The organism is Pectobacterium brasiliense, from assembly GCF_013449685.1.
Taxonomy (GTDB): Bacteria; Pseudomonadota; Gammaproteobacteria; order Enterobacterales; family Enterobacteriaceae; genus Pectobacterium; species Pectobacterium brasiliense_A.
Window position 1 is genome coordinate 43,367 of the sequence record NZ_JACDSF010000027.1, and the last position, 25,090, is coordinate 68,456.

The window sequence follows — 25,090 nt, forward strand, 5'->3', positions numbered from 1 at the left end:
CGTCGGGCAAGGTGTATTGCATCATGAGCTGGCAGCAACGTATTGACGCCGCGCTGGTACAACGCCAGCGCGATGATGCCTACCGTGTGCGGCGGGTGAATCAAGGCGGTAGCGGGCGCTGGCTGATGCAGGGCGACCGCTGCTACCTGAATTTTTCCAGCAACGACTATCTGGGGCTGAGTCACCACCCGGAGATTGTGCGTGCCTGGCAGCAGGGCGCTGAGCAATACGGTATTGGCAGCGGTGGTTCCGGGCATGTGACGGGGTATACCGATGCCCATGCCGCGCTGGAAAATCAGCTTGCCGACTGGCTGGGCTACCCGCGTGCGCTGCTGTTTATTTCCGGCTATGCCGCGAATCAGGCGGTGGTGGCTGCGCTGGCACAGGCGGAAGACCGTATTTTCGCCGATAAACTCAGCCATGCTTCACTGCTGGAAGCGGCCGCACAGTCACCCGCGACGCTGCGCCGTTTTAAACACAATCAGGTCGATAGCCTGCAAGCGCTGCTGGAAAAACCAACGGGCGGTCAGACACTGGTGGTGACCGAAGGCGTTTTCAGCATGGATGGCGATACCGCACCGCTGTCGGCGCTGCAGGCTCAGTGCCGAGCGCACAATGCCTGGCTGATGGTGGACGATGCACACGGGATTGGCGTGCTGGGTGATGAAGGCTGCGGCAGCTGTTGGCAGCAGGGTGTTAAACCCGAACTGCTGATTGTCACGTTTGGCAAGGCGTTCGGGGTGAGCGGCGCGGCGGTACTGTGCGCCGAACCGCTGGCCGAGTATTTCCTGCAATTCGCTCGTCATTTGATTTACAGCACCTCGATGCCTGCCGCACAGGCCTGTGCGCTGAGTACGGCAGTTAACTGTGTCCGACAGGGCGACGCGCGGCGCGATGCGCTACGACGTAACATCGCCCAGTTCCGCGCAGGTTTTTCCAACTCCACCTATCAACTGATGGATTCACAGAGTGCGATTCAGCCGCTGATTGTCGGTGAGAACGCGCGGGCAATGGCCCTGATGAGTCATCTGCGTGAACAGGGCGTGTGGGTCAGTGCGATGCGTCCGCCGACAGTGCCTGTCGGCAGCGCGCGTCTGCGCATTACGCTAACGGCGGAACATCAGCCGGAAGATATCAGTCGCTTGCTTACGGTATTGCACCATGCTGACAGAAAACTATAACAAGCAGGCGATTGCGCAGGCGTTTGGGCGTGCGGCGGGGTGTTACGATCGCTTTGCCGAGCTGCAACGTACCAGCGGAGAACGTCTGCTGGCATTGATGCCGCCGCACGGCGGTCTACAGGTGCTGGATGCGGGGTGCGGAACCGGGCATTTTAGCCGCCACTGGCGTCAGGCTGGTCACTATGTGACCGCGCTGGATTTGTCGGTAGACATGCTGGCGTATGCCCGTGAACTGGACGCAGCAGACTGCTATCAGGAAGGGGATATCGAAAATCTGCCGCTGGCGGATGGCTGTGTAGACATCAGCTATAGCAATCTGGCCGTGCAGTGGTGCGACTCGTTACCGCGTGCGCTGGCCGAGCTGTATCGGGTTACGCGGGAAGGGGGTGTGATTGCGTTTGCGACGCTGGCGGACGGCTCCTTAAGCGAACTGTCACAGGCGTGGCAGCGGCTGGACGGCACACAGCGGACGAATCGCTTTCTGCCGCTCTCCGCTATCGATGCGGCCTGTCAGCCTTACCGGCATCATTTAGTACAAGAACGTGAAGTCTGCCTCTTTCCCGATGTATTGACGTTGATGAAATCGCTGAAAGGAATTGGCGCGACCTGGCTGCACGAAGGGCGTACGCCGGGACTATTGAGCCGGACACGTCTGGCGGCGTTGTCTGCCCATTATCCGCAAGAGCAGGGTGGCTACCCGCTCAGCTATCAACTGGTTTATGGAGTGATTTATCGTGATTGAGCGCTGGTTTGTGACGGGCACGGATACCGAAGTTGGGAAAACGGTCGCGAGTACGGCGCTACTTCAGGCAGCGAATCAGGCTGGATACCGCACCGTAGGCTATAAACCCGTGGCGTCCGGCTGTGAAATGACGGCCGACGGCATTCGCAACAGCGATGCGCTGGCGCTTCAGGCCAATAGCAGCGTCCGGCTGGAGTATCAGGCGGTGAACCCGCTGGCGTTTATGGAACCGACGTCACCGCATATTATTAGTGCGGTGGAGCAGCGGCCTATCCATCTCCCCGCGTTGTCCGCAGGGCTACGGGCATTAGAAACGCAGGCAGATTGGCTGCTGGTCGAAGGCGCTGGCGGGTGGTTTACGCCGCTGTCGGCGCAGGATACGTTTGCTGACTGGGTGGTTCAAGAACAGCTTCCCGTGATTTTGGTGGTCGGCATCAAGCTGGGTTGTATCAACCACGCGATGTTAACGGCCCACGCCATTCAGCACGCGGGCCTGCGACTCGGCGGCTGGATTGCTAATGACATCACGCCGCCCGGAAAATGGCACCAGCCGTATCTGCAAACGCTGCAACAACGCCTGCCCGCGCCGATGCTGGGTGAAATTCCTTATGTATCGGATCTTCAACGGCATGATCTGGGGCAGTACGTTGATATTGGGTTATTAGCGGAGTAATCATTTTTGCTAACATTCGCCTGCGTTTAATCAAGCACCGGTTTTTTATTGTTTTTTATTGGCATCTTTTTATGAGTATAAAACCTATATTTTCATGTCGATTAATAGCTAAAACCTTCTTGAGTTTTCCCCTAACTCCGCGCCATGCCTGAATTGTTGCGATGTAGCTCTCTGCTGTTTTTAGTCTTTTTCCGTCTAATACTTATGCGATAAATCACGGAAAGAGTGTGAAGAAAATCCATGTCAGGGGGAATAGCGAATGAAGCGGGTATTTCTCTAACTCAGTGCTGATGCGGGGTTGTGGGAGTTATCCACCATTTCTGTGGATAACTATGTGTATTATGGATAGACAACGCGCCCTAAGCGAGAGCTGGCGCGGGTTGTCGCTAGGTTGGCGCTATTCTCCACGGTTTTGCTAATCTATTTATTATCATATGCTTAAGTAAAATCAAGCATCTTGAACATCAATGGGGCGTAGTTGCATAAATTAACGTCATCGGGCGTCCCCACATGTTACATTTTTACCAAGTCTGGGGATAAATGATGATGATTTTATCTGGTAGATTGAATATGAATGTGCTAGGAAATTCATTTGTCTATTAATCATCCAATCCAGCGATAATTCCCTTGATGCTGTTTTTATATCCAGTATCATTGCGGTGGCGAATTTCATCATTGGAATTCAAAATAAAGTATCCATCCACGAACGTCGCATTGCGCGATGGGTAATAACGATAAGTAGCGTGCCTAACGATGAGTAAAGTATTTACACTGAATTCCGACTTTAAACCGGCAGGCGATCAGCCTGAGGCCATTCGTCGTTTAAAAGAGGGCCTGGAAGACGGGTTAGCGCACCAAACGCTGCTTGGGGTAACAGGTTCAGGTAAGACGTTCACGATCGCTAACGTGATTGCCGACCTCAATCGGCCGACGATGATGTTGGCACCCAATAAAACGCTGGCAGCCCAGCTGTATGGCGAAATGAAAGAATTCTTTCCTGATAATGCCGTCGAGTACTTCGTGTCGTACTACGACTATTATCAGCCAGAAGCCTACGTTCCAAGCTCGGATACTTTCATCGAAAAAGACGCGTCAGTTAACGAACATATCGAACAGATGCGCCTTTCGGCGACAAAAGCGCTGCTGGAGCGGCGCGATGTGATCGTCGTGGCCTCGGTATCCGCGATCTACGGTCTGGGCGATCCCGATCTCTATCTGAAAATGATGCTGCACCTGACACAGGGCATGCTGATTGACCAGCGCGCTATTTTGCGACGTCTGGCGGAATTGCAGTATGCCCGCAACGATCAGGCGTTTCAGCGCGGTACGTTCCGCGTGCGTGGTGAGGTGATCGATATCTTCCCTGCGGAATCTGATGAAATCGCGCTGCGTGTTGAACTGTTCGATGAGGAAGTCGAGCGGCTGTCGCTGTTTGACCCGCTGACGGGGCACGTCCTCCAGACGGTGCCGCGCTATACCATCTATCCGAAAACGCACTACGTCACGCCGCGCGAGCGTATTTTGCAGGCGATGGAAGACATCAAGGTTGAACTGGCCGACCGTAAAAAGGTGCTGCTAGCGAATGACAAATTGGTGGAAGAGCAGCGGCTGAGTCAGCGCACGCAGTTTGATCTGGAGATGATGAACGAACTGGGCTACTGCTCCGGTATCGAAAACTACTCGCGCTACCTTTCTGGTCGTGGTCCCGGTGAGCCGCCACCGACGCTGTTTGACTATCTGCCTGCAGACGGGCTGCTGGTCATCGATGAATCCCACGTCACCGTTCCTCAGATCGGCGGTATGTATCGCGGCGACCGCGCGCGTAAAGAGACGCTGGTCGAATACGGTTTCCGGCTACCTTCGGCGCTGGATAACCGACCGATGAAATTTGAAGAATTTGAAGCACTGGCACCACAGACGATCTACGTGTCTGCGACGCCGGGTAACTATGAATTGGAAAAATCGGGCGGTGACGTGATCGATCAGGTGGTGCGTCCCACCGGATTGCTCGATCCCATCATCGAAGTGCGGCCTGTCGCAACACAGGTGGACGATCTGCTTTCCGAAATTCGCCTGCGTGCCGCGATTAACGAACGGGTACTGGTCACCACGCTGACCAAGCGAATGGCGGAAGACCTGACGGAATATCTGGAAGAACACGGCGAGCGGGTACGTTATCTGCACTCGGATATCGATACCGTCGAGCGTGTGGAAATTATCCGTGATTTGCGCCTTGGCGAGTTCGACGTGCTGGTGGGTATCAACCTGCTGCGTGAAGGACTGGATATGCCTGAAGTGTCGCTGGTGGCGATTCTGGATGCCGATAAAGAGGGGTTCCTGCGCTCTGAACGTTCCCTGATTCAGACGATTGGCCGTGCGGCACGTAACCTGCGCGGCAAAGCCATTCTTTACGGCGACAGGATTACGGCGTCAATGGCGAAAGCTATTGGTGAAACGGAGCGTCGCCGCGAGAAGCAGGAAGCCTACAACACCGAGCACGGCATTGTGCCGCAGGGAATCAATAAGAAGATTTCCGATATCCTGCAATTGGGCCAGTCGGCGAACAAAGGCAAAGGGCGTGGCAATCGTAAAGCAGCAGAGCCAGCAGCACGTTATGAACTTATGACGCCGAAGGCGCTGGAGCTGAAAATTCGCGAGTTGGAAAGCAAGATGTTGACGCACGCGCAGAACCTTGAATTTGAAGAGGCAGCCGCGCTACGCGATGAAGTACAAGCACTGCGCGCACAATTTATCGCGGTATCTTAACGATGCAAACGCTCACTGAGGATCAATGATGGATCAGACTATACCGAGTGTCGAAGTGTTGTTTGTGGCGGGTTTCGGGCCGATCGTGAAATCACTTTCTGCCAGCCATGCGCTCTATGTTGATACGCTGAAGTTGCCGCTGAAGCCCGTTGCGGAAGGGAGCGACTATCTGGTGAGTGATGAGATGGAGGGCGTAAAGCATTTCGCGCTGTGGCCGCTGTCACAGGCTAGTGAGTCCTGTTTCGGGCACGGAAGTTGGCCTACGGATCTTCCTGAACCGCAAAGCTGGCTGGAGTTCGAAGTGGTTGACATGGTGGAAGCGACCAGCACTCTGAAAGCGCAAGGCTATGTGTTGCTGGTGGAAAATCGTCTTGAGCCTTGGGGACAGCAGGTCACGCGTTTCCTGAGTCCCGAAGGCATTCTGATTGGCGTGACTTATACGCCGTGGCTGCGGGATTGAGAGCCCAACAGCTGTAGCGCACGATCGATTGCTTGGCGCAGTAACTCACGGTCATGATGGTGAGGAACATCTTCTGCGGCCAGCGCCTGCTGCACGGCCAGCCGGTCGCCAATCCGGCTGATATCGACTTTTGGACCGACGATCGCAGCATCAACCACGGGTTTTCCTACCTTGTGTTCAATCCAGTCCAATTTCTCCGCCAGCGTCAGGCGGGCGGCGGGGTTGCTCTGCTCGCTGCCCAGATTGCCGATGTACACCATGGGGGCGGGCGTGCGGCGGAGCGCCTGTGTCAGATCGTCCAGCAGCAGCAGCGGCATCAGGCTGGTCAGAAAGCTGCCGGGACCAATCAAAATCAGGTCAGCTTTAGCGATGGCATCAATCGCCTCGCGCGTGGCCTGCACCGTCGGGTACAGCATCAAATCCTGTGGCAAGGCTGCCAACTGATCGATCTCGACTTCACCATAAACGGGGTTGCCCTGTTCATCAATTGCCATCAAATCGACAGGATGCTCGGACATCGGAATTAAAAAAGCGTCCACTTTGAGCAGGTTGCGAATCAGGTTAATGGCTTCTAGCGGTCGCACGCTCAGGTGGTCGAGCGCTTTTAGCATCAGGTTACCCAGATTGTGTCCGGCAAGTTCGCCGTTACCGTTAAACCGATACTCAAACATTGCAGATGCCACGCTGGGCGTCGTAATGAGTTGATTCAGACAGTTACGGGTATCGCCCCAGGCAATGCCGCCTTCAGAGCGACGAATGCGGCCAGTTGAACCGCCGTTATCTGTCGTCGTGACAATGCCGGTTAGCCGTGAACCCAGGGAAGAGAGCGAAGACATCACACGACCTAAACCGTGTCCACCTCCGAGTGCGACAACCCTGTCGAGGTCGGCCAACGTGCGATTGCGCATAGAAAACCTTATGAATAAGCCAGAGGAATATGAATAACGTGTGACAATTGTCGCTAAGGTAGCTGATTTCACCTTAAAACGCGAAAAATCCTCACGCAGGCATGACCTAAGACAATTTCTGTCGCATATTTTTCCGTATGCTGTACATCATAAGATATTGAAAATTCGCTATATATTTAATTATATATCGATTTTGAGAGTGGTTGACTGTGCTTTTTCGCAGTAGACTGCTTAATGAAATCACGATTCCTGATCGGTTATCTCGCTGCTGTTTAACGGATAACTGAGTGGAATCAAACTCCTAGCCTTGGTGCCTAAGTGATGCGCGTAGTGCGTGTGATACGGTGCCCTGGCCGTGGCCTTCGCGGTCACCAGGGTGCGAGGCAGAAATGCCTGCATCTCCCGAATTTGGAAAGGTGTTTATGGTGAGTCAACTGACTGATGCGTTTGCGCGCAAGTTCTACTATTTGCGTCTGTCTATCACAGACGTCTGCAATTTTCGCTGTACCTACTGTCTGCCGGATGGTTATCAGGCCAATGGCACTAATCCACATCGCTTTTTATCACTCGATGAAATTCGTCGCGTCAGCCGCGCCTTTGCCGAATTAGGGACGGAAAAAGTCCGCCTCACCGGTGGCGAGCCGTCTTTGCGCCGTGACTTTGTCGATATCATCGCAGCCATTCGTGAAAATTCCGCGATTCGCACGCTGGCGGTCACGACCAACGGTTATCGCCTTGCGCGGGATGTCGCACAGTGGCGCGATGCGGGGCTAACGGCGCTGAACGTGAGCGTGGACAGTCTGGATGCACGCCAGTTTCACGCCATTACCGGGCAGGACAAATTCCGGCAGGTGATGGACGGCATCGACGCTGCCTTTGACTGTGGCTTTGGCAAGGTCAAAGTTAACACGGTGCTGATGCGTGATGTGAACGCGGGCAGCCTGCAAACCTTTCTCGACTGGATTAAACACCGCCCGATTCAACTACGCTTTATTGAGCTGATGGAAACCGGAGAAGGAGGCGATCTGTTTCGCCGCCACCACGTTTCCGGCGAGGTAATTCGCCAGCAACTGTTGCAGCAAGGCTGGCAGCAGCAGCAACGTGCACGCAGCGACGGCCCCGCGCAGGTATTCAGCCATCCTGACTATCAGGGCGAAATTGGGCTGATTATGCCGTATGAGAAAGATTTCTGCCTGAGCTGTAACCGTCTTCGCGTCTCGGCCATAGGGAATCTTCACCTGTGTCTCTTTGGCGAACAGGGTATCCCACTGCGCGATTTACTGGCCGACGATCGTCACCTCGATGATTTGAAAATGCGTATCTCGGGTGGATTATTGACGAAGAAGCAGACCCACTTCCTGCATGAAGGGAATAGCGGCATCACGCAAAACCTGTCATTTATCGGCGGTTAATCCGCGACATCACTGATTCTTAAAGGAGCCTGACATGAGCAAAGTCAGCAGCGAATTTGTTTCTCTCAATCTTGCGGTTCTGACCGTTTCCGAACGCCGTACGGCGGAAGATGACACCTCCGGCGACTATTTGCGCGAAGCGGCGCAGTCTGCGGGGCACCGCATCGTCGACAGCGCCATCGTGAAAGAGAACCTGTACCAGATTCGGGCACGGGTCTCGGCGTGGATTGCCAGCGACGAGGTGCAGGGCATTTTGATTAATGGCGGGACGGGCTTTACCGCAGGGGATGTGGTGCCGGAAGCTATTGGCGTCTTGTTCGATCGGGAAATCGAAGGTTTTGGCGAGCTGTTCCGCATGGTGTCATACGAAGATATTGGTACGGCGACGCTGCAATCCCGTGCGCTTGCCGGTCTGGCTAACCAGACGGTGATTTTCGCCATGCCGGGTTCGACTCGCGCCTGTCGCACCGCATGGGAACGCATCATTCAGGAACAGCTGGATGCGCGCCAGAAACCGTGCAATTTTTACCCGCACGTGAAAAAAACCTCTTAACGATAAGCCTTATTCATTATGTCATCATCTAAGCCACAATTGACCCACATTAACGCCGCTGGTGAAGCCGCGATGGTGGATGTGTCCGCCAAAGTTGAAACCGTGCGCGAAGCCCGCGCGGAAGCCTTCGTTGAAATGGCACCGCAGACGCTGGCAATGATTATTGCCGGCAGCCACCACAAGGGCGATGTGTTCGCCACCGCACGCATCGCTGGGATTCAGGCGGCGAAACGCACCTGGGAACTGATTCCGCTTTGTCATCCGCTGCTGCTGAGCAAAGTTGCTGTCGAGCTGGAAGCGCAGCCGGAGAACAATCGGGTTCGTATCGAATCCGTGTGTCGTCTGACGGGGAAAACCGGCGTTGAGATGGAAGCGCTGACGGCAGCCTCCGTCGCCGCGCTGACCATCTATGACATGTGCAAGGCCGTGCAGAAAGACATGGTGATTGGTCCGGTGCGTCTGCTGGCGAAAAGTGGCGGAAAATCCGGCGACTTTACGGCGGAGGGCGCATGATCAAGATTCTGTTTTTTGCACAAGTCCGTGAACTGATAGAGACAGACAGCCTGTCGCTGCCTGCCGAGTATGCCACCGTAGAAGACGTCCGGCAGGCGCTATGCCAACGCGGCGCACGCTGGGCGCTGGCGCTGGAGTCCGGCAAGCTACTGGCTGCGGTGAACCAGTCGCTGGTTGAGCTCACGCACCCGCTACAGGACGGTGATGAAGTGGCGTTTTTCCCACCGGTAACGGGAGGTTGATCGTGGCAGAGACGCGTATTCGGGTCGGCGAAGAGAACTTCAACGTAGGTGATGAATATCAGTGGCTGGCGCAGTGTGATGAAGACGGCGCGGTCGTGACGTTCACCGGTAAGGTGCGTAACCACAATCTGGCGAAAGACGTTAGCGCGTTGACGCTGGAACACTATCCCGGCATGACGGAAAAGGCGCTGGCAGAGATTGTCGATCTTGCCCGCGAGCGCTGGGAACTGCCGCGTGTAAGCGTGATTCATCGGGTGGGCGCACTCTATCCGGGCGATGAAATTGTGTTCGTTGGCGTCAGTGCCGCTCACCGTAGCGCGGCGTTTGATGCCGCCCAATTTATTATGGATTACCTGAAAACCCGCGCGCCATTCTGGAAGCGGGAAGCGACGCCGGAAGGCGAACGCTGGGTGGAATCACGCGACAGTGATAAGCAGGCCGCGCAGCGCTGGTAGTCCATTTCTGTGTTAGGATAAAAGGATGCGGGGAAGGCGTTTTTTAGTGTCCTTTCCTCAAACGGGCGGTTTGCGCCGCGTTAATCAGATAACTTTATGCAAAGGTAACATCATGGACAGATATCCACGCTCGGGTTCAATCGTTGAACGCTCGCAGTCTGGTCTTCAGGCCTATATGGCACAGGTTTATGGCTGGATGACCTGCGGCCTGCTGTTGACGGCGTTCGTCTCGTGGTATGCGGCGAATACGCCCGCCGTACTGAACTTTGTTTTCTCCAGCCAGATCACCTTCTTCGGACTGATCATTGCCCAACTGGGGCTGGTCTTTGTGATTTCCGGCATGGTACAGCGCCTGAGCGGTACGGTCGCCACGTCGCTGTTTATGCTCTATTCGGCGCTGACGGGGCTAACGCTCTCCAGCATTTTCATTATGTACTCCGGTGAATCCATCGCCAGCACCTTTGTGATTACGGCGGGGATGTTCGGGGCGATGAGCCTGTACGGCTACACCACGAAGCGTGATTTGAGCGGCTTCGGCAGCATGCTGTTCATGGCGCTGATCGGGATTGTGCTGGCTTCGCTGGTGAACCTGTGGCTGAAAAGCGAAGCGCTGATGTGGGCAGTGACCTATATCGGTGTTGTGGTATTTGTCGGTCTGACCGCCTATGACACCCAGAAGCTGAAAAACATCGGCGAGCAGTTGTCCGTTGATGACAAAGACAGCTTCCGTAAATACTCCATCGTGGGCGCGTTGACCCTGTATCTCGACTTCATCAACCTGTTCCTGATGCTGCTGCGTATTTTCGGCAATCGTCGTTAATTCTTGCTCATTTATCTGGCGCTTTTCCGCGCCAGATAGCGTCCTGCCTATCTTTTTCCCTTACCTGCTATTACGCAGTATTCCGTCGAAAAATCGCGTAGGCCGCCGAGCCGGTGGTCAGCGTGATGATGAACAGCGGCCATAAACTGCCCCAGATAGTGCTGAAATCCGCATCCTTGAGGTAAATCTGCTTCGTTATATCGGTGAAGTGGCGAATCGGGTTAACCCAAGTGATGTGCTGCAACCAGATCGGCATGTTCTCAACTGGCGACACATAGCCGGACAGCAGAATCGCGGGCATCAGGAAGACGAACACGCCGATAAACGCCTGCTGCGTTGAACCGGTCTGTCTGCACGGCATCGTCTTCATCAACGTTCAGCTCGGCCACTCTACCGCCGACGCGGAAGGCCAAATTGACAGTGCGGATATCGACATTGCCGTAGAGCGTTAACGGCTTTTCCTGCTGTTGCTGGTGGTGATAAAAACCATAACCCGCACCGAGCAGGACAAGAACCAGTGCAACGAACGCCAGTTTTCTCTTGTTCATCACGCACAGTTCCTTGTTTATCAAGAATAGTTCCTTGTTTATCAGCGGTCTGCTTGTCAGCGGTAGCGATCCCACAGGCTGTTCAGAGGACGCCTCGTCACTTATTTTTGGAAGCTATTAATCATATGACGGGTTACAGGGGGTATGGCGATATAGAGTGATCAAGTTCACAAAAATACATTGCATTCGGGCGGTTTTTTCACCTACTACTGCCCGTATTTGGCGTAACACCTTTATTTTTTTAGAGAAATTGGAATAATTCGAAAGGATTGTAATTTATCTAATTGAATGATAATAATTGTTATTAGTAATTACATGTGTATTGGTACTGACATCGTGACCTGACAGTAAGGATCGCGGCGTACAGAATAAAATACTGTGCGTTTTATGCATGAATCGATCATACCCGCCAAGATGTTTCGCGTGAGACGAAGCATTTTGGCATTTTTTTGTCTGTGCCGAGGCGGTGGTTTCCAGTTAAGCACCTCGTCACGGACGGTGACTTTTATTGACGGTTGGATACATAACCAAAGGGGAAGGACAGTGAACCAGATGCGCACTTTACTCGCATTGATGCCATGCGTGCTGATTGCTCCGGCGTATGCACAGGATGACACGACCAAAAAGGATGAGACGAGCGGTGATGAGATGGTGATTACCGCCTCACGCTCGAATATCCAGCAGCAGAAAGCGCCGCAGGTGGTCACGGTGATTACCAAAGAGCAAATCGAGCAGCAGATGCAGGTCACCTCCGACTCGTCACAAATTCTAAGCAACTTGCTGCCTTCGTTCTCCCCCAGCCGTCAAAAAATGAGCGGCAGCGGTGAAACCTTCCGCGGTCGTGCCGCGCTGGTGATGATCGACGGTATTCCCCAGTCCAACCCCTTACGTCCGACCGGGCGTGAGATGCACACGATAGACTACTCGATGGTCGAGCGCATCGAAGTGATCCATGGCGCGAACGCCACCAACGGCATGGGCGCAACGGGGGGCGTGATTAACATCATTACCCGTCGACCGGAAAACGGCTCATTTAATCAGCACGTCAACGTGCAAACCACAATTCCCACCGAAAAGATTCGCGGTGAAACCGCCAGCTATAAAACTACCTATCGGGTCGATGGGCGTGAAGACTATCTCGACTATCTGTTCGCGATTGGCTATGAGAATCAGGGGCTGTATCTGGACGGCAACAATCGGCCTGTTGGTGTGGATAACACCCAGGGCGACACCATGGACTCCCGTTCTTATGACCTGTTAGCGAAAGTCGGGTACTGGCTGGATGACTATCAGCGCATTCAACTGAGTGTAAACCGCTATAACATTAAAAATGAGAATAACTACCTCAGCGTGAATGGTATTCGTAATCAGGGTATTCCTACTACTTCAGTGCGTGGCACACCACCGGGTGAAGCGCCACATAACAGCATATGGACGACCGGCTTAACTTATGAACACCACGATCTGGCAGGAATGAAACTCTCTGCGTTGGTATTTAATCAGCGCTATGAGGCGCTATTCGGCGCAACGAACTCGAACACGTTTCAAGACCCTGCGATAGCGCCCAGCGGGACGCTTTACGATCAATCTCGCTCAGTAGCCAATAAGTACGGCACTAAATTGGCGCTGACTAAAGACGACTTGCTGGATGACACGCTGAAAGTCACGGTCGGTTTCGATACGCTGTACGATAAGGGTAAACAAGACCTCTACCTGACCAAGCGTACCTATGTGCCGGAGATGGAGTACACCAACTATTCACCGTTTATTCAGGGTGAATATCAACTGCTGGATAACGTCACATTGCACGCGGGTGTACGCCACGAGATCGCTAAGCTTCAGGTCGGTGACTATCAAACGCTGGCGTCCAACAATAGCGTGACGGTACAAGGCGGTAGCCCTAAATTTAATGAAACGCTGTATAACGCGGGTATCGTCTATGCTGCAACGGATTCACTGAGTTTGTTTGCCAACTACTCGGAAGGGTTTGGTATGCCGGATGTGGGGCGTGCGCTGCGTTCCATCAGGCGTTCAGGTGTTAGTCTGAAAAACTTTGACGGCTTTAAGCCGATTGTGACAGATAACGTAGAGACGGGGTTCCGTTTTAAGCGGGATAAGTTTGATTTTGAAGCCAGCTATTATGAGTCCAAATCGAAACTGGGCGAAAACGTGACGGAGAGCGGTGGCGTATTTTTGTCCGAACGCCAGCGCACACAGATTCGCGGTGTTGAAGTGACTGCGGGCTATCAGATCAACGAGCAGCACAAAGTTAATGCTTCCTATGCGCACAGTGAAGGAAAGTATGACGACAATAAAGATGGCAAAGTGGATAAAAAATTCAACGGCCTGAATATCGCGCCGGATCGTCTGATCACCAGTTGGTCGGCGAATTGGAATGATAAATGGAGTTCGTTCGTGCAGGCGAATTACGCCTTTGGCCGCAGTTTTGACGATGCGGGGATGGCGTTTGACGGCTACCTGCTGATGGATGCTGCCGTGGGGTACAAGCTGCCGTATGGTCGCCTCAACGTTGCGGTGGCGAACCTGCTGGATAAACAGTACATCACCTACTATTCGCAGGCGGGGCTTGTTAACGATACGCGCTATTTCTCTGGGCGCGGCCGCACGGTAACGCTGGGTTATTCGATTGATTTCTAAGCTTAACCGATTTAATTCCGTTCTCAATTCAGCAACACGGCAGCGTTTTACGCTGGCCGTGTTGTTGTCTTTTCTGCTGGTGACGTTCGTGCAGGCGGCGGAATCGCCGCGTCAGATTCATCATGCGTTGGGCGTGACCACCGTGGACGGGACGCCGCTGCGTATCGTGACGCTGTTTCAGGGTGCAACCGACTCTGCCGTGGCACTGGGAATCAAGCCGATTGGCGTGGTGGAATCATGGACGGAGAAGCCGATTTATCGCTACCTTCGCCCCGCATTACAAGGCGTGACGCTGGTCGGGCTGGAAACACAACCCAGTCTGGAAACCATCGCGCTACTCAAGCCCGATCTCATCGTGGCGTCTACGTTTCGGCATGAGAAAATCTACGGTCTGCTGTCGCAGATCGCGCCGACGATTGCGCTGGACAGGGTGTCTGAATTTAAAGAAACGGTGCAGATGATGGGGGTGGCGCTGAACAAGGAAGAAAAAGCGAACGAGATTTTATCCCACTGGAATCAGCGCGTGGATGCGCTGCGTGACCGGCTGAAAGCGCGATTCGCTGAACGCTGGCCGCTCAGTGTGTCCATTCTCGAATTCCGTGAAGATCACATGCGTACCTATTTGCCCGCCAGCTTTGCCGGATCGGTGCTGTCGGAAATCGGCTTTGTCTGGTCGCGGCCGGAGAGCTATACGTCAGGCGTGATGCAAAAGCTCACCAGCAAAGAGAGCATCCCGGTAGTGGATGCCGATCTGTTCTTTGTTTTGCTCCGCTCAGGCAAACCCGCCGTGGCGCAGAACTATCGGGACTGGCAGGCTCACCCGCTCTGGCAGCGGCTGCATGCGCCCCAGCAGCAACAGGTTTATCCGGTGGATAACGTCGCCTGGAGCCTGTCTGGCGGTATTTGGGGTGCGAATCAGATGCTGGACGATATCGAAAGGCAGTTTGCTGGCAAGACCGAATTTGCTGATAAAAAAAGCGATGTTGCAGAGGAGAGTCATACGCGATGAGACAAGGCATCGTGACGGCAGCGGGTGTCGTATTGCTGCTGCTGAGTATCGTCGCCAGCCTGATGCTGGGGCAAATCACCATTTCGTTGGGAGCCGTGTTCAATTCACTGTTCCATTACGATCCGCAGCAGATCGATCACATACTGGTGCTAACGACACGCCTGTCGCGGACGGTGATTGCCATCGTCGTCGGTGCCAGCCTTGCCGTTGCCGGGGCGTTAATGCAGGCGCTCACGCGTAACCCGCTGGCGTCGCCGGGGATATTCGGAATTAACGCGGGAGCCATGTTTGCCATCGTCCTGCTGTTTTCGGTGTTTACCTTTTCCTCGCAGATCGCGCTGGCGTGGACGGCCTATCTGGGTGCGGCTGTGGCTGGCGTCATGGTGTATGTGCTGGGAACGCTGGGCAATGCGCGTTCCAGCCACTTACGCATTGTGCTGGCCGGTGCCGCGATTAGCGCGCTGTTTATTGCGTTTACGCAAGCGCTGCTGGTGATCAATCAAGACGGGCTGGACAGCATGCTGTTCTGGCTGGCTGGTTCGGTGTCTGGCCGCAGCCTATCGATGCTGTTACCGCTCCTGCCGTACTTTGTTATCGCGCTATTCCTCGCGCTGCTGCTGGCGCGTCACCTGAATATTCTGGTGGCGGGCGACGAGATCGCTAAAGGATTGGGGCAGCGAACCGCGTTGGTGCGTGCGCTATCCGGGTTGTGCGTGATTGGGCTGGCGGGTGGTGCGGTGGCGATAGCCGGAAATATCGGTTTTGTCGGGCTGATCGTACCGCATATTGTGCGTCGCGTGCTGTCTGCCGATCACCGCTGGCTGTTGCCCAGCTGTGCGATTTTCGGTGCCACGCTGCTGCTGCTGGCTGATGTCGCCTCGCGTCTGCTGATCGTACCGCAGGAAGTACCCGTCGGGGCGATGACCGCGCTGCTGGGCGCGCCTTTCTTCATTTATCTGGCGAGAAGGGGGATGCGGTATGGGTAAGGTGTATACCGTGCGCGTGGGAATGGTCTCGCGCCAGATTGATCGCCGCACGTCTGCGGTGGCGTTGTCGCTCCTGCTGGTGTTGCTAGCCGTCGTGTTCCTGTCGCTGTCATTAGGGCAGGTGGTGCTGTCTCCCGCGCAGGTGATGTCGGCGCTGCTGGGAAAAGCAGACAGCGGCGTGCATTTTATCGTCAATGACCTGCGTTTACCGCGCGCGCTGCTGGCGCTGTTGGTGGGCGGCGCGCTGGCGATATCCGGTCTGATTCTGCAAAGCATTGTGCGCAATCCGTTGGCCTCGCCGGATATTCTGGGGATTACCAGTGGTGCATCGGCGGCGGCGGTGTTCTTCCTCTCGTTCCTAGCGACGGCGATAAGCCAGCGCTGGCTGCCGCTGGCAGCAATGGGTGGGGCGTGGGTGACGGCGGTCGCCATTTATCTGCTGGCCTGGAAGCAGGGCGCATCGCCGCTGCGTCTGGTGCTGGTTGGCGTTGGGCTGTCCGCCATTATGGGCGCGGCGGTCACGATGATGCTGGTGTTTAGCCCGATAGGCACCACGTTGACGGCCTATGTGTGGCTGACGGGCAGTATTTATGGCGCGCAGTGGCAGCATGTGTCTGAGCTAGCGGGTTGGTTGCTGCTCGGTGCACCGTTTTTAGTGGGGCTGGCGCGGCACGTTAACGTGCATGAGTTGGATGACGCGCTGGCTTGCGGCGTTGGGCAATCTGTCGGAAGCATCCGGCTTGCACTGCTGGCGCTGAGCGTCGCGCTGGCTGGGGCGGCGATTGCCTATGCAGGCGCGATGGCCTTTGTCGGTCTGCTGGCTCCGCATATTGCGAAAAAGCTGGCGAGCCGTTCATTCCCCGGACTGGCGCTGGTGTCGGCGCTGACGGGCGGTTTATTGGTGATGGTGGCCGATTTGATTGGCCGCACGGCGTTCTTGCCGCTGGATCTGCCTGCCGGTATTTTTATCTCCGTGCTCGGGACGCCTTTCTTTATCTATTTATTGCTTCGGCAACGTTATTGAGATTGCAAGATTATGCCAGAGAATGTGCAGCCAACACGCATCCCCCCAACTGACCGCGAGGCGATTGCCAGCCAGTCGCTGACGCTGAGTTACGAAAAACAGGTCGTGATTGATGCGCTCGATATCACGCTGCCAGCCGGGAAAATCTCGGTGCTGGTGGGCAGTAACGGCTGCGGCAAGAGCACGTTACTGAAGTCGTTTGCCCGCCTGCTGAAGCCCACGAGCGGGACGATTATTGTTAACGGGGCGGATATTCATCGGCAATCCACCATTGAGGTGGCGAAGTCACTGGCGATTCTTCCGCAAACGCCGACCGCGCCGGAAGGCCTGACGGTCTATCAACTGGTGAAGATGGGGCGCTACCCGCATCAGTCATGGTTGAAACAGTGGTCGGCCACGGATGAAGAAAAAGTGCTTCAGGCGTTGCGCAGCACCGGCGTGCTGGCGTTAAAGGATCGCGCGGTGGATTCGCTGTCCGGCGGGCAGCGCCAGCGCGTCTGGATCGCGATGACGCTGGCGCAGGATACCGACATCGTTCTGCTGGATGAACCGACGACCTATCTCGATCTGGCGCATCAGATGGAGGTGCTGGATTTGCTACGGGAGTTGAACGCGCAGCAGCACAAAACCATCGTGATGGTGCTGCATGATCTGAATCTGGCGTGTCGCTACGCGCATCACATGGTGGCCGTACATAACCGGACGGTATTTGCGCAGGGCAACCCGCGCGACATTCTCACAGAAGCCACGGTAAAGACGGTGTTTAACTTGAACTGTCGCATTATTGACGATCCGTTCTTCGGTACGCCGCTGTGTATTCCGTTTGGGCGTGAAGCGGCGGAGACAACGGCCGATGTCGGCTAATCGCCTGACGGCACCGCAGTGGGCGATGCTCTCCGGCACGCTGCAATTAACGGATGCTGCACAGCGGACAGGGCAGGATAGCTGCCCAAGCCGTAGGGTGTTAGATCCAGACTATTGCCGCTGGCTGCTGGAAACGCTGACGCCGCCGCTGCTGTCGCCATCAATCAAAATTACCGCTTCGCTGTTGGCGAAGCGGATTGGCTTCTTAACCACGGCCGCCAGCCTGTACGCCATGTCGGTGTATAACAAAGGGCTGAACATGACGCTGGATAACAGCGTGCTGGAATTCGGACACGCTCGCCTGTGGACATCGACCATGCCGCTTTACGATCTCACCGCCTCCCAGCCGGAATTGGGGCAACGAGACGCGTGGCGAGATAGCCTGTTCGACACGCTGTTTGCTCAACACCTGTCGCCGATCCTGCATACGCTGTCGACGGTGTCGGGCGCGCCGCTGCGCATTCTGTGGGAAAACGTTGCGGTACGGGTATTTTCATTATACGAACAGCGCATTGAGTGGGATGATCCGGTGGCGGAGTGCTCGCCGGGAATGACGCTGGCACAGCAGGTACAGCAGGACTTTGATGCCTTGCTGGCTGCGCCCGGCGAACGTTTTGGCGGTGATGATAATCCGCTGAAACCGTTCTTTCGTGCGAAAACGCGGGTTCCCGTCGCGGGGCGTTCGGTTAGCTTTCGTGACGTGCGCTTTCGCCGCACCTGCTGTTTTTATTACAAGGCATCGCAGCCGCAGGAATACTGTCAAAATTGCCCCTTACTGCGCCCCGCCAGAAAAACGGGCTGATGCAGATAAAAATCCTCTCGTAGTTATACCCTAAATAATTCGAGTTGCAGGCAGGCGGCAAACGCGGGAATCCCCAGGAGCTTACACCAGTAAGTGACTGGGGTGACAAATCTGCCGGGAGCAGATTTGAACGCTGCTTGCAGCGGCCCTTTAGGGCGAGGCCCACGACGGGCCGAGTATTTAAGAGAAGCCAACGCACATGCAGCTTGAAGTATGACGGGGATAGAATCTCTGCTACAATCGTCCGCAGTCATGCACCGTAGTTGTGCTCGTTCACCGTGGTTGTTGCGTATGTCGTTGTTACGTGAAGTGTTACGTAAGTTGTTACGTAAATAGTGGCCCAGCAAACCCGTCTTACTGACCCTCTGAAAACTACACCGGCTGCTGTCCGGTCAGAGCGGATCTGGAGTTGTTCTTTTTATGTCATTTGATTCTCTCGGCCTGAGTGCCGATATTCTGCGTGCGATTGATGAGCAGGGTTATCGCGATCCTACTCCTGTTCAGCGTCAGGCGATTCCTGTCGTGCTGGAAGGGCGTGATTTAATGGCCAGCGCACAAACCGGTACGGGTAAAACAGCAGGCTTTACGCTGCCGTTATTGCAACTGCTGAACAGCCGTGAAGCGCAGCATAAAGGGAAAGGTCGCCGTCCGGTACGCGCGCTGATCCTGACACCAACCCGTGAGTTGGCTGCGCAGATTGATGAAAATGTGAAGGCTTACAGCAAGTATCTGAGCCTGCGTTCACTGGTCGTATTCGGTGGCGTGAGCATTAACCCACAGATGATGAAACTGCGCGGTGGCGTAGATATTCTGGTGGCAACACCGGGACGTCTGCTCGATCTGGAGCATCAGCGCGCCGTTGACCTGTCACAGATTGAGATTCTGGTGCTGGATGAAGCGGATCGTATGTTGGATATGGGCTTCATTCACGACATTCGCCGAGTGCTGGCGAAGCTGCCTGCTAAACGTCAAAACCTGCTGTTCTCCGCGACCTTCTCTGATGAGATCAAAGCGCTGGCGAACAAGCTGCTGACGAATCCTGCCTCGGTTGAAGTCGTGCGTCGTAATACGCCGTCTGAACTGGTTACGCAGCACGTGCATTTTGTTGATAAGCGTCGAAAGCGTGAACTGTTGTCACAGCTGATTGGTGAAAATAATTGGCAGCAGGTGCTGGTCTTTACCCGCACCAAGCATGGTGCTAACCACCTTGCTGAGCTGCTGGAAAAAGACGGTATTACCGCTGCCGCTATCCACGGTAATAAAAGTCAGGGCGCGCGTACGCGTGCGCTGGCAAACTTTAAAGACGGCAGCATTCGTGTGCTGGTGGCGACGGATATCGCCGCCCGTGGTCTGGATATCGACCAACTGCCGCACGTGGTGAACTATGAGCTGCCAAACGTGCCGGAAGATTACGTTCACCGTATCGGTCGTACCGGTCGTGCGGAAGCGACGGGTGAAGCGCTGTCACTGGTCTGTGTGGATGAGCACAAACTGCTGCGTGACATCGAGCGTCTGTTGAAACGTGAGATTCCACGTATCGCTATCGAAGGCTACGAGCCGGATCCGTCCATCAAGGCCGAGCCGATTGTGAATGGCCGTCAGGGCAACCGTGGCGGTGGCGGCGGTGGTGCGCGTAACGCCTCTCCTCGCGCACAGTCTGGTGCGCCACGCAGTCAGTCTGAGCGTAGCCAAGGTCAGGGCGAACGCCGTCCGGCCGATGGCAATCGCCAGCCGCGTAAAGCGGGCGGTAATAGCGATAGCCCGTGGGGTACTGGCGGAAAAGGGAATGGCGGCAAGAGTAGTGGTGAAGGCCAACGCCGCGCACCGCGCGCCGCGTCCGCAAAATAGCAGTAAGCCCGCGGACAAGTAAAATCGAGAGGGAGCCATTGGCTCCCTTTTTTTATCGCGTTATTTCGCCGTGGCAGGTTGTATGGTCGGATGGCGTGGACGGTAGAACATCACCGCGTTGCCCGCCAGAATCAGCAACAGGCCGATAAGCGCGTTGGGCCGCCACTGGTAGTCTTCAAATAGTGTCGAAATCGACAGTGCCACCAGCGGAAAGAGCAGCGTGGTATACGCTGCCTGACTGGCACCGATGCGACCGATCAGGCTGAAGTAGGCACCGAAGCCGATGATCGAACCAAAGATAGCCAGATAGAACAGGGAACCCAGATAGCTGGCGCTGTACTCCGGTGCGAAGTTATACCCTTGAATCAGGCTGAACAATCCCATCCATAGCGCACCATATCCCATGCCCCAACCGTTGGTCGTCAGTATGTCGCGACCCTGTCGCTGGTGCTGGGCGCTAATCATATTGCCGAGCGAGAAGCAGTAGGTGCCCAGAATGCTCAATCCCACGCCCCACAGCAGATAGGGCTGCGCGTCGATTTGCATCAGGTCATGCCAGAATAGCGCGACGATGCCGATCAGCCCGAGCGGTGTGGCGATCGCCACGTTGCGTGTTAACGGCTGGCCGAAGAAAATACGGCTATTAAAGGCGTTAAACAGTACCGCCATCGAAAAAATGATGGATTCCAATCCGCTCGAAATCCAGGCGATGGCGTGGTAAAAACAGAGAAAGTTGACGCCGAATACGCATAGCCCTTGTACCATACACAGCAGGTGAGCGCGTGACGAAAGCGGACGCAGGCGGCGCGTCAGGGCCAGAAACGTCAGCAAGATGGCCGATGCCAGCGCAAAGCGCCAGAAAACGGAGATTTCGGCAGCGACCTCGCCGTGTTGCAGGCTAATCGCGATCCAGGTTGTGCCCCAAATCAGGACGACAGAAAAATAGAGTAAGGTATTCATTGAATGATTCCGCATGAGTGCATAGCGGTAGTATGACGCGTGCGTTTGTCGCGGGCTTTCAGCACCTTGCGGTGAATAACAGAATCTTGCGGTTAAGTGAAAAACGGAGGCAGCAATGCATCGTTATAAAGCGTTCGATACCATGCTGCATCATAAAACCGAGCTGCGCGACACCGTCGAGCTGACCTCCGGCGTGCGGCTGGCCGCATGGTTTAACCGTCACGATCGCGTCACGATGGAAAACACCGAACACCATACGCTCAGCCTTTATACCGCCGGTGGCTATGAGAGCTATCATAAAACGGCGGACGGCTGGCATAACGGCGGCGGGCCGGATCGTTTCTGCTTGATGCCGAAACAGAGCTCATCGACCTGGGACATTCGTGGCGACCTTGATTTTGTGCACCTGTATTTTGACGATGCGCACCTGCGGCAGTTGGCCGAGCAAACCTGGGATCGCAGCCCAGCATCAATCTGCACGGAAGAGCGGATATTTGGTAGCGATCCGTTGATTACCTCGCTGTATCGGCAATTTCTGCTCAGCAATCGCTGGGACGACTCGGCAAACCAGCTTGTGCTGAGTAGCGCCGCAACGCTGTTGATGATTCAGGTGCTGCGTGGCTACACCCAGTTGCAGTGGGAATTGCCGACGGTGCGCGGCGGATTGGCACCCTCGGTACTACAGCGCAGCAAGATGCACATTGAGGCACATCTCGATCAGCCGCTGACGCTACAGACGCTGGCGGCGGAGGCGGGGCTTAGCGAGTTTCACTTCGCACGCATGTTTCGCCAGAGTGTGGGAATGGCACCGCATCAGTATGTGCTGAAACAGCGGCTGGCTCGCGCGGAAGCGCTCGTGCGTCACGGTACGCAGCCGATCACGGACATCGCGCTGGCCTGCGGGTTCAGCTCCGCCAGCCACCTAAGCCACCAATTCAAAAAGGAATACGGTCTGACGCCGTCGGCGCTGAGGCTGGCGCAGAAGTAGAGCGGAAAATGTAGACGGGCAAACAGTCAGTGAGGCGTTATTGAGGCGGACGAGTGTCCGCCTCACGCTTTTCTGGACGCGATTATTTCGCTGCCAGCAGGCATAAATTCAGCGCAACTTCATACGATTTCACAAATGACGGCACAGGAAGAAACTCAAAGCGCGAATGGAAATTGTGCGCGCCGGTGAAGAAGTTTGGCGTCAGCAACCCTTTGGCAGACAGCGCCGCGCCGTCCGTGCCACCGCGCATTGGCGTCACTTTGGGTTCAATGTCCAGCGTGTCCAGTGCGGCAAACAGTAGGTCGATGGCGCGGCGATCGTCGGTGATGGCGTTGCTGATATTGCTGTAGATATCGGTGAGGGTGTAGGTCACGTTGCCAGTCGGGTACTGCGCGGCAATCTTCTCTGCGATTGCGGCAATCTGCTGCTTCCGCTGTTCAAACGTGGCTAAATCAAAATCGCGGATAGACGCTTTGAGCTTCGCTTCATTAGCGTTCGCCGTCAGATCGTTAAACCAGACATAGCCTTCGCGTCCTTCCGTGTGCTCCGGCGTCTGCTGGCGATCGAACTGGCTGATAAAGTCATGCGCCATGAGCAACGGGTTAACCAGCACGCCTTTCGCCGACATCGGGTGCGCGGGCACACCGGTAAAGCGAATTTCCGCGGAAGCTGCATTGAAATTCTCATACACCACTTCACCCAGCTCGCAGCAGTCGATGGTGTAGGCAAAATCAACATCGAAGCGTTTGAGATCGAGCGCTTTCGCCCCACGCAGCCCAATTTCTTCATCCGGTACGAAGGCCACCACAATATCGCCATGCGGCGTCGCGTCAGTCAGGTTCTCCATGAGCGTCATGACCACGGTAACGGCGGCCTTGTTGTCCGCGCCGAGTACGCTGGTAGCGTCGCTAAAAATAATGTCCTGCCCAACATACGGCAGAATTTCCGGGTGTTCCGCCGTGCGTAGCCAGATGTTATGTTCGGCATTCAGACACAGATCTTCACCGGTAAAACGCAGCGTTTGCGGGTGAATATGCGGCGACAGGCCGACGTCAACCGTATCGATATGCGTAATAAAACCGATGCGCGGTGCGGACGGACAGTTACCCGGCTTCACTGCTGTCACGGTGGCGTGCTCATCAATCACCACATTCTGTAGGCCCAGTGTTCGCAGTTCGTCCGCCAGCAGTCGCGCCATCTCATGCTGTTCCGGCGTGCTGGGCAACGTTGTCGAACTGGCATCGCTTTGGCTGGTGACGGCGAGGTAACGATAAAAACGCGTGCTGAGCTGATGAGCCAGACTGTCTGTCATAACGAATCCTTTTCATTCAGTAATAGCTAGGATTGTTATCCTAACGTAAAAATTATTTCATTCGGTGGTTTTATTGGTCATTTTATTGTCATGGCTTTTCTCTTTCAGGCAGGGGACGTCAGAAAGCAAATACACTAAATGGGATACGAATAACACAACAATGGGACACGAATAACACAACAAGCGAGAACTGGAATGAAAAAAGCAGGAATACGATTGACGCTGGCGGTCGCCTCAGCGGCCGAGGTTACCTCATGGCCTGCCCAGCGTTATCTTTCCCGTTGCGTTCCCCGTACAATACCCCCTAAGATTGCCTGCTTTTTTTGGCCTGAATGGCTGTGATTAACGATCGAATGGTTACCGAGTAGCGTTATGCGTGTTCTGCTTGCCCCGATGGAAGGGGTTCTCGACTCATTAGTGCGAGAACTGCTGACTGAAGTAAATGATTATGACCTGTGCATCACCGAATTTTTACGCGTGGTGGATCAGTGTCTGCCGGTTAAATCCTTTTATCGCCTTTGCCCGGAGCTACACCATGCCAGCCGCACGCTATCAGGTACTCTGGTGCGCGTACAGTTACTGGGACAATATCCCCAGTGGCTGGCGGAAAATGCGGCGCGGGCGGTAGAACTGGGCTCATATGGTGTCGATCTTAACTGCGGTTGCCCGTCGAAACTGGTGAACGGCAGTGGGGGCGGGGCGACGCTGTTAAAAGATCCCGAGCTGATTTATCGGGGCGCAAAAGCGATGCGTGAGGCGGTGCCTGCGCATTTGCCAGTCACGGTGAAAATCCGTCTGGGCTGGGATTCCGGCGCTCGCCAGTTTGAGATTGCCGACGCGGTGCAGCAGGCGGGTGCAACTGAACTGGCCGTGCATGGGCGAACGAAGGAAGATGGTTATAAAGCCGAATGCATTAACTGGCAGGCAATAGGGGAAATCCGTCAGCGATTGCGGATTCCGGTGATTGCCAACGGCGAAATCTGGGACTGGCAGAGCGCACAGGACTGTATGGCGACAACGGGCTGCGATGCGGTGATGATCGGGCGTGGCGCGCTGAATGTGCCGAACCTGAGCCGCGTGATCAAGTATAACGAACCGCGTATGCCGTGGCCGGAAGTCATGCTGCTGTTACAAAAATATGTGCAGTTGGAAAAGCAGGGCGACACGGGACTGTATCACGTCGCGCGCATCAAACAGTGGCTCGGCTATTTGCGTAAAGAGTACGACGACGCCACCGAGTTATTCAGTGAGATCCGCACCCTGAAGACCTCAACGGATATTGCACGCGTGATTGGTGAGCCATAGAGACTCACCGTTTCCTCATTATCTGCTTTCTTACATCTGCCTTCCTACGCTTCGTGTTTCC

General features: G+C 55.1%; 22 protein-coding genes, 3 pseudogenes and 1 riboswitch. Of the genes and pseudogenes, 20 read left to right on the forward strand and 5 right to left on the reverse strand.

What is annotated here, in order from left to right; genetic code table 11:
- The first annotated feature begins 23 nt into the window (after positions 1-23).
- The 5 genes from bioF (at position 24) to H0248_RS11345 (ending at position 5,822) form a co-directional block, all read left to right on the forward strand.
- Positions 24-1,181 (forward strand): 8-amino-7-oxononanoate synthase, encoded by a 1,158-nt coding sequence (gene bioF, locus H0248_RS11325; protein ID WP_180786007.1) that lies wholly within the window; start codon positions 24-26, stop codon positions 1,179-1,181.
- Positions 1,162-1,923, forward strand: a complete 762-nt coding sequence (gene bioC, locus H0248_RS11330) for a malonyl-ACP O-methyltransferase BioC (protein ID WP_180786008.1) — start codon at positions 1,162-1,164, stop codon at positions 1,921-1,923. The genes bioF and bioC overlap by 20 nt, the downstream gene beginning before the upstream one ends.
- Positions 1,916-2,596, forward strand: a complete 681-nt coding sequence (gene bioD / locus H0248_RS11335; RefSeq protein WP_180786009.1) for a dethiobiotin synthase — start codon at positions 1,916-1,918, stop codon at positions 2,594-2,596. Before bioC ends, bioD begins: the two co-directional genes overlap by 8 nt.
- A gap of 753 nt (positions 2,597-3,349) precedes the next feature.
- The gene (gene uvrB / locus H0248_RS11340) at positions 3,350-5,362 is read left to right on the forward strand and encodes an excinuclease ABC subunit UvrB (RefSeq protein ID WP_180786010.1); all 2,013 of its coding nucleotides are present in this window, start codon (positions 3,350-3,352) and stop codon (positions 5,360-5,362) included.
- A 28-nt stretch (positions 5,363-5,390) separates the two neighbouring features.
- Complete coding sequence (locus tag H0248_RS11345; protein ID WP_180786097.1) at positions 5,391-5,822, forward strand: glyoxalase; 432 nt, start codon at positions 5,391-5,393, stop codon at positions 5,820-5,822.
- Here H0248_RS11345 and yvcK read toward each other — a convergent pair.
- On the reverse strand, positions 5,798-6,730 hold the full coding sequence (yvcK, locus tag H0248_RS11350) for a uridine diphosphate-N-acetylglucosamine-binding protein YvcK (protein ID WP_180786011.1): 933 nt from the start codon (positions 6,728-6,730) through the stop codon (positions 5,798-5,800). The two genes, H0248_RS11345 and yvcK, sit on opposite strands and share 25 nt — an antisense overlap.
- Before the next feature lie 286 nt (positions 6,731-7,016).
- A riboswitch (molybdenum cofactor riboswitch) is annotated at positions 7,017-7,165 on the forward strand.
- On the opposite strand from yvcK, the gene moaA reads away from it, so the two are divergent.
- The 6 genes from moaA to H0248_RS11380 all read left to right on the forward strand — a co-directional run bounded on the left by moaA (position 7,153) and on the right by H0248_RS11380 (position 10,725).
- Positions 7,153-8,142 (forward strand): GTP 3',8-cyclase MoaA, encoded by a 990-nt coding sequence (gene moaA, locus H0248_RS11355; protein WP_180786012.1) that lies wholly within the window; start codon positions 7,153-7,155, stop codon positions 8,140-8,142. Its footprint overlaps the riboswitch before it by 13 nt.
- Before the next feature lie 34 nt (positions 8,143-8,176).
- Positions 8,177-8,695, forward strand: a complete 519-nt coding sequence (moaB, locus tag H0248_RS11360) for a molybdenum cofactor biosynthesis protein B (RefSeq protein WP_039499377.1) — start codon at positions 8,177-8,179, stop codon at positions 8,693-8,695.
- 18 nt (positions 8,696-8,713) lie between these two features.
- Positions 8,714-9,208, forward strand: coding sequence for a cyclic pyranopterin monophosphate synthase MoaC (gene moaC / locus H0248_RS11365; protein ID WP_180786013.1), 495 nt, complete (start codon positions 8,714-8,716; stop codon positions 9,206-9,208).
- The gene (moaD, locus tag H0248_RS11370) at positions 9,205-9,450 is read left to right on the forward strand and encodes a molybdopterin synthase sulfur carrier subunit (protein WP_010280925.1); all 246 of its coding nucleotides are present in this window, start codon (positions 9,205-9,207) and stop codon (positions 9,448-9,450) included. The genes moaC and moaD overlap by 4 nt, the downstream gene beginning before the upstream one ends.
- Positions 9,451-9,452: 2 nt before the next feature.
- On the forward strand, positions 9,453-9,905 hold the full coding sequence (gene moaE, locus H0248_RS11375; RefSeq protein WP_180786014.1) for a molybdopterin synthase catalytic subunit MoaE: 453 nt from the start codon (positions 9,453-9,455) through the stop codon (positions 9,903-9,905).
- Between the two features lie 112 nt (positions 9,906-10,017).
- The gene (locus H0248_RS11380) at positions 10,018-10,725 is read left to right on the forward strand and encodes a Bax inhibitor-1/YccA family protein (RefSeq protein WP_010297658.1); all 708 of its coding nucleotides are present in this window, start codon (positions 10,018-10,020) and stop codon (positions 10,723-10,725) included.
- Positions 10,726-10,795: 70 nt separating this feature from the next.
- On the opposite strand, the pseudogene H0248_RS11385 reads toward H0248_RS11380, so the two are convergent.
- Together H0248_RS11385 and H0248_RS11390 are read right to left on the reverse strand one after the other, a co-directional pair.
- A pseudogene (locus tag H0248_RS11385) lies at positions 10,796-11,059 on the reverse strand (ABC transporter permease); the annotation flags it as partial.
- A 16-nt stretch (positions 11,060-11,075) separates the two neighbouring features.
- Positions 11,076-11,273 (reverse strand): annotated as a pseudogene (locus H0248_RS11390) (secretion protein HlyD); the annotation flags it as partial.
- A 552-nt stretch (positions 11,274-11,825) separates the two neighbouring features.
- Between H0248_RS11390 and H0248_RS11395 the strand changes: the two are divergent.
- From H0248_RS11395 to rhlE, 7 genes and pseudogenes are all read left to right on the forward strand, one after another.
- Positions 11,826-13,931 (forward strand): TonB-dependent receptor, encoded by a 2,106-nt coding sequence (locus tag H0248_RS11395; protein WP_180786015.1) that lies wholly within the window; start codon positions 11,826-11,828, stop codon positions 13,929-13,931.
- On the forward strand, positions 13,921-14,940 hold the full coding sequence (locus H0248_RS11400; protein WP_180786016.1) for an ABC transporter substrate-binding protein: 1,020 nt from the start codon (positions 13,921-13,923) through the stop codon (positions 14,938-14,940). Before H0248_RS11395 ends, H0248_RS11400 begins: the two co-directional genes overlap by 11 nt.
- Positions 14,937-15,926 (forward strand): FecCD family ABC transporter permease, encoded by a 990-nt coding sequence (locus H0248_RS11405; RefSeq protein WP_180786017.1) that lies wholly within the window; start codon positions 14,937-14,939, stop codon positions 15,924-15,926. The genes H0248_RS11400 and H0248_RS11405 overlap by 4 nt, the downstream gene beginning before the upstream one ends.
- Positions 15,919-16,950, forward strand: coding sequence for a FecCD family ABC transporter permease (locus H0248_RS11410; protein WP_180786018.1), 1,032 nt, complete (start codon positions 15,919-15,921; stop codon positions 16,948-16,950). Before H0248_RS11405 ends, H0248_RS11410 begins: the two co-directional genes overlap by 8 nt.
- A gap of 12 nt (positions 16,951-16,962) precedes the next feature.
- Positions 16,963-17,814, forward strand: a complete 852-nt coding sequence (locus tag H0248_RS11415; RefSeq protein ID WP_180786019.1) for an ABC transporter ATP-binding protein — start codon at positions 16,963-16,965, stop codon at positions 17,812-17,814.
- Positions 17,804-18,616: an IucA/IucC family C-terminal-domain containing protein gene (locus tag H0248_RS11420; protein WP_180786020.1), complete on the forward strand. Its 813-nt coding sequence runs from the start codon at positions 17,804-17,806 to the stop codon at positions 18,614-18,616. The genes H0248_RS11415 and H0248_RS11420 overlap by 11 nt, the downstream gene beginning before the upstream one ends.
- 420 nt (positions 18,617-19,036) lie before the next feature.
- Positions 19,037-20,486 (forward strand): annotated as a pseudogene (gene rhlE, locus H0248_RS11425) (ATP-dependent RNA helicase RhlE).
- Between the two features lie 38 nt (positions 20,487-20,524).
- Here the strand turns inward: rhlE and H0248_RS11430 are convergent.
- Positions 20,525-21,424, reverse strand: a complete 900-nt coding sequence (locus H0248_RS11430) for a DMT family transporter (RefSeq protein WP_180786021.1) — start codon at positions 21,422-21,424, stop codon at positions 20,525-20,527.
- A gap of 115 nt (positions 21,425-21,539) precedes the next feature.
- Between H0248_RS11430 and H0248_RS11435 the strand changes: the two genes are divergently transcribed.
- Positions 21,540-22,412 (forward strand): helix-turn-helix domain-containing protein, encoded by an 873-nt coding sequence (locus tag H0248_RS11435; protein WP_180786022.1) that lies wholly within the window; start codon positions 21,540-21,542, stop codon positions 22,410-22,412.
- 82 nt (positions 22,413-22,494) lie between these two features.
- Here H0248_RS11435 and pepT read toward each other — a convergent pair whose 3' ends face one another.
- Entirely contained in the window at positions 22,495-23,724 is a 1,230-nt protein-coding gene (pepT, locus tag H0248_RS11440) for a peptidase T (protein ID WP_180786023.1), read from the reverse strand.
- A gap of 372 nt (positions 23,725-24,096) precedes the next feature.
- Here pepT and dusC point away from each other — a divergent pair, with 372 nt between their 5' ends.
- Positions 24,097-25,029, forward strand: coding sequence for a tRNA dihydrouridine(16) synthase DusC (gene dusC / locus H0248_RS11445; RefSeq protein ID WP_180786024.1), 933 nt, complete (start codon positions 24,097-24,099; stop codon positions 25,027-25,029).
- Positions 25,030-25,090 lie beyond the last annotated feature (61 nt).

Coding starts and splice junctions, on each gene's coding strand:
- H0248_RS11430 (WP_180786021.1), bottom strand. CDS start 21,424: ATGAATACCTTACTCTATTTTTCTGTCGTCCTGATTTGGGGCACAACC.
- moaA (WP_180786012.1), top strand. CDS start 7,153: ATGGTGAGTCAACTGACTGATGCGTTTGCGCGCAAGTTCTACTATTTG.
- H0248_RS11420 (WP_180786020.1), top strand. CDS start 17,804: ATGTCGGCTAATCGCCTGACGGCACCGCAGTGGGCGATGCTCTCCGGC.
- moaD (WP_010280925.1), top strand. CDS start 9,205: ATGATCAAGATTCTGTTTTTTGCACAAGTCCGTGAACTGATAGAGACA.
- H0248_RS11345 (WP_180786097.1), top strand. CDS start 5,391: ATGGATCAGACTATACCGAGTGTCGAAGTGTTGTTTGTGGCGGGTTTC.
- moaB (WP_039499377.1), top strand. CDS start 8,177: ATGAGCAAAGTCAGCAGCGAATTTGTTTCTCTCAATCTTGCGGTTCTG.
- H0248_RS11405 (WP_180786017.1), top strand. CDS start 14,937: ATGAGACAAGGCATCGTGACGGCAGCGGGTGTCGTATTGCTGCTGCTG.
- dusC (WP_180786024.1), top strand. CDS start 24,097: ATGCGTGTTCTGCTTGCCCCGATGGAAGGGGTTCTCGACTCATTAGTG.
- H0248_RS11395 (WP_180786015.1), top strand. CDS start 11,826: ATGCGCACTTTACTCGCATTGATGCCATGCGTGCTGATTGCTCCGGCG.
- moaC (WP_180786013.1), top strand. CDS start 8,714: ATGTCATCATCTAAGCCACAATTGACCCACATTAACGCCGCTGGTGAA.
- bioF (WP_180786007.1), top strand. CDS start 24: ATGAGCTGGCAGCAACGTATTGACGCCGCGCTGGTACAACGCCAGCGC.
- H0248_RS11410 (WP_180786018.1), top strand. CDS start 15,919: ATGGGTAAGGTGTATACCGTGCGCGTGGGAATGGTCTCGCGCCAGATT.
- pepT (WP_180786023.1), bottom strand. CDS start 23,724: ATGACAGACAGTCTGGCTCATCAGCTCAGCACGCGTTTTTATCGTTAC.
- bioC (WP_180786008.1), top strand. CDS start 1,162: ATGCTGACAGAAAACTATAACAAGCAGGCGATTGCGCAGGCGTTTGGG.
- H0248_RS11435 (WP_180786022.1), top strand. CDS start 21,540: ATGCATCGTTATAAAGCGTTCGATACCATGCTGCATCATAAAACCGAG.
- H0248_RS11380 (WP_010297658.1), top strand. CDS start 10,018: ATGGACAGATATCCACGCTCGGGTTCAATCGTTGAACGCTCGCAGTCT.
- uvrB (WP_180786010.1), top strand. CDS start 3,350: ATGAGTAAAGTATTTACACTGAATTCCGACTTTAAACCGGCAGGCGAT.
- H0248_RS11415 (WP_180786019.1), top strand. CDS start 16,963: ATGCCAGAGAATGTGCAGCCAACACGCATCCCCCCAACTGACCGCGAG.
- yvcK (WP_180786011.1), bottom strand. CDS start 6,730: ATGCGCAATCGCACGTTGGCCGACCTCGACAGGGTTGTCGCACTCGGA.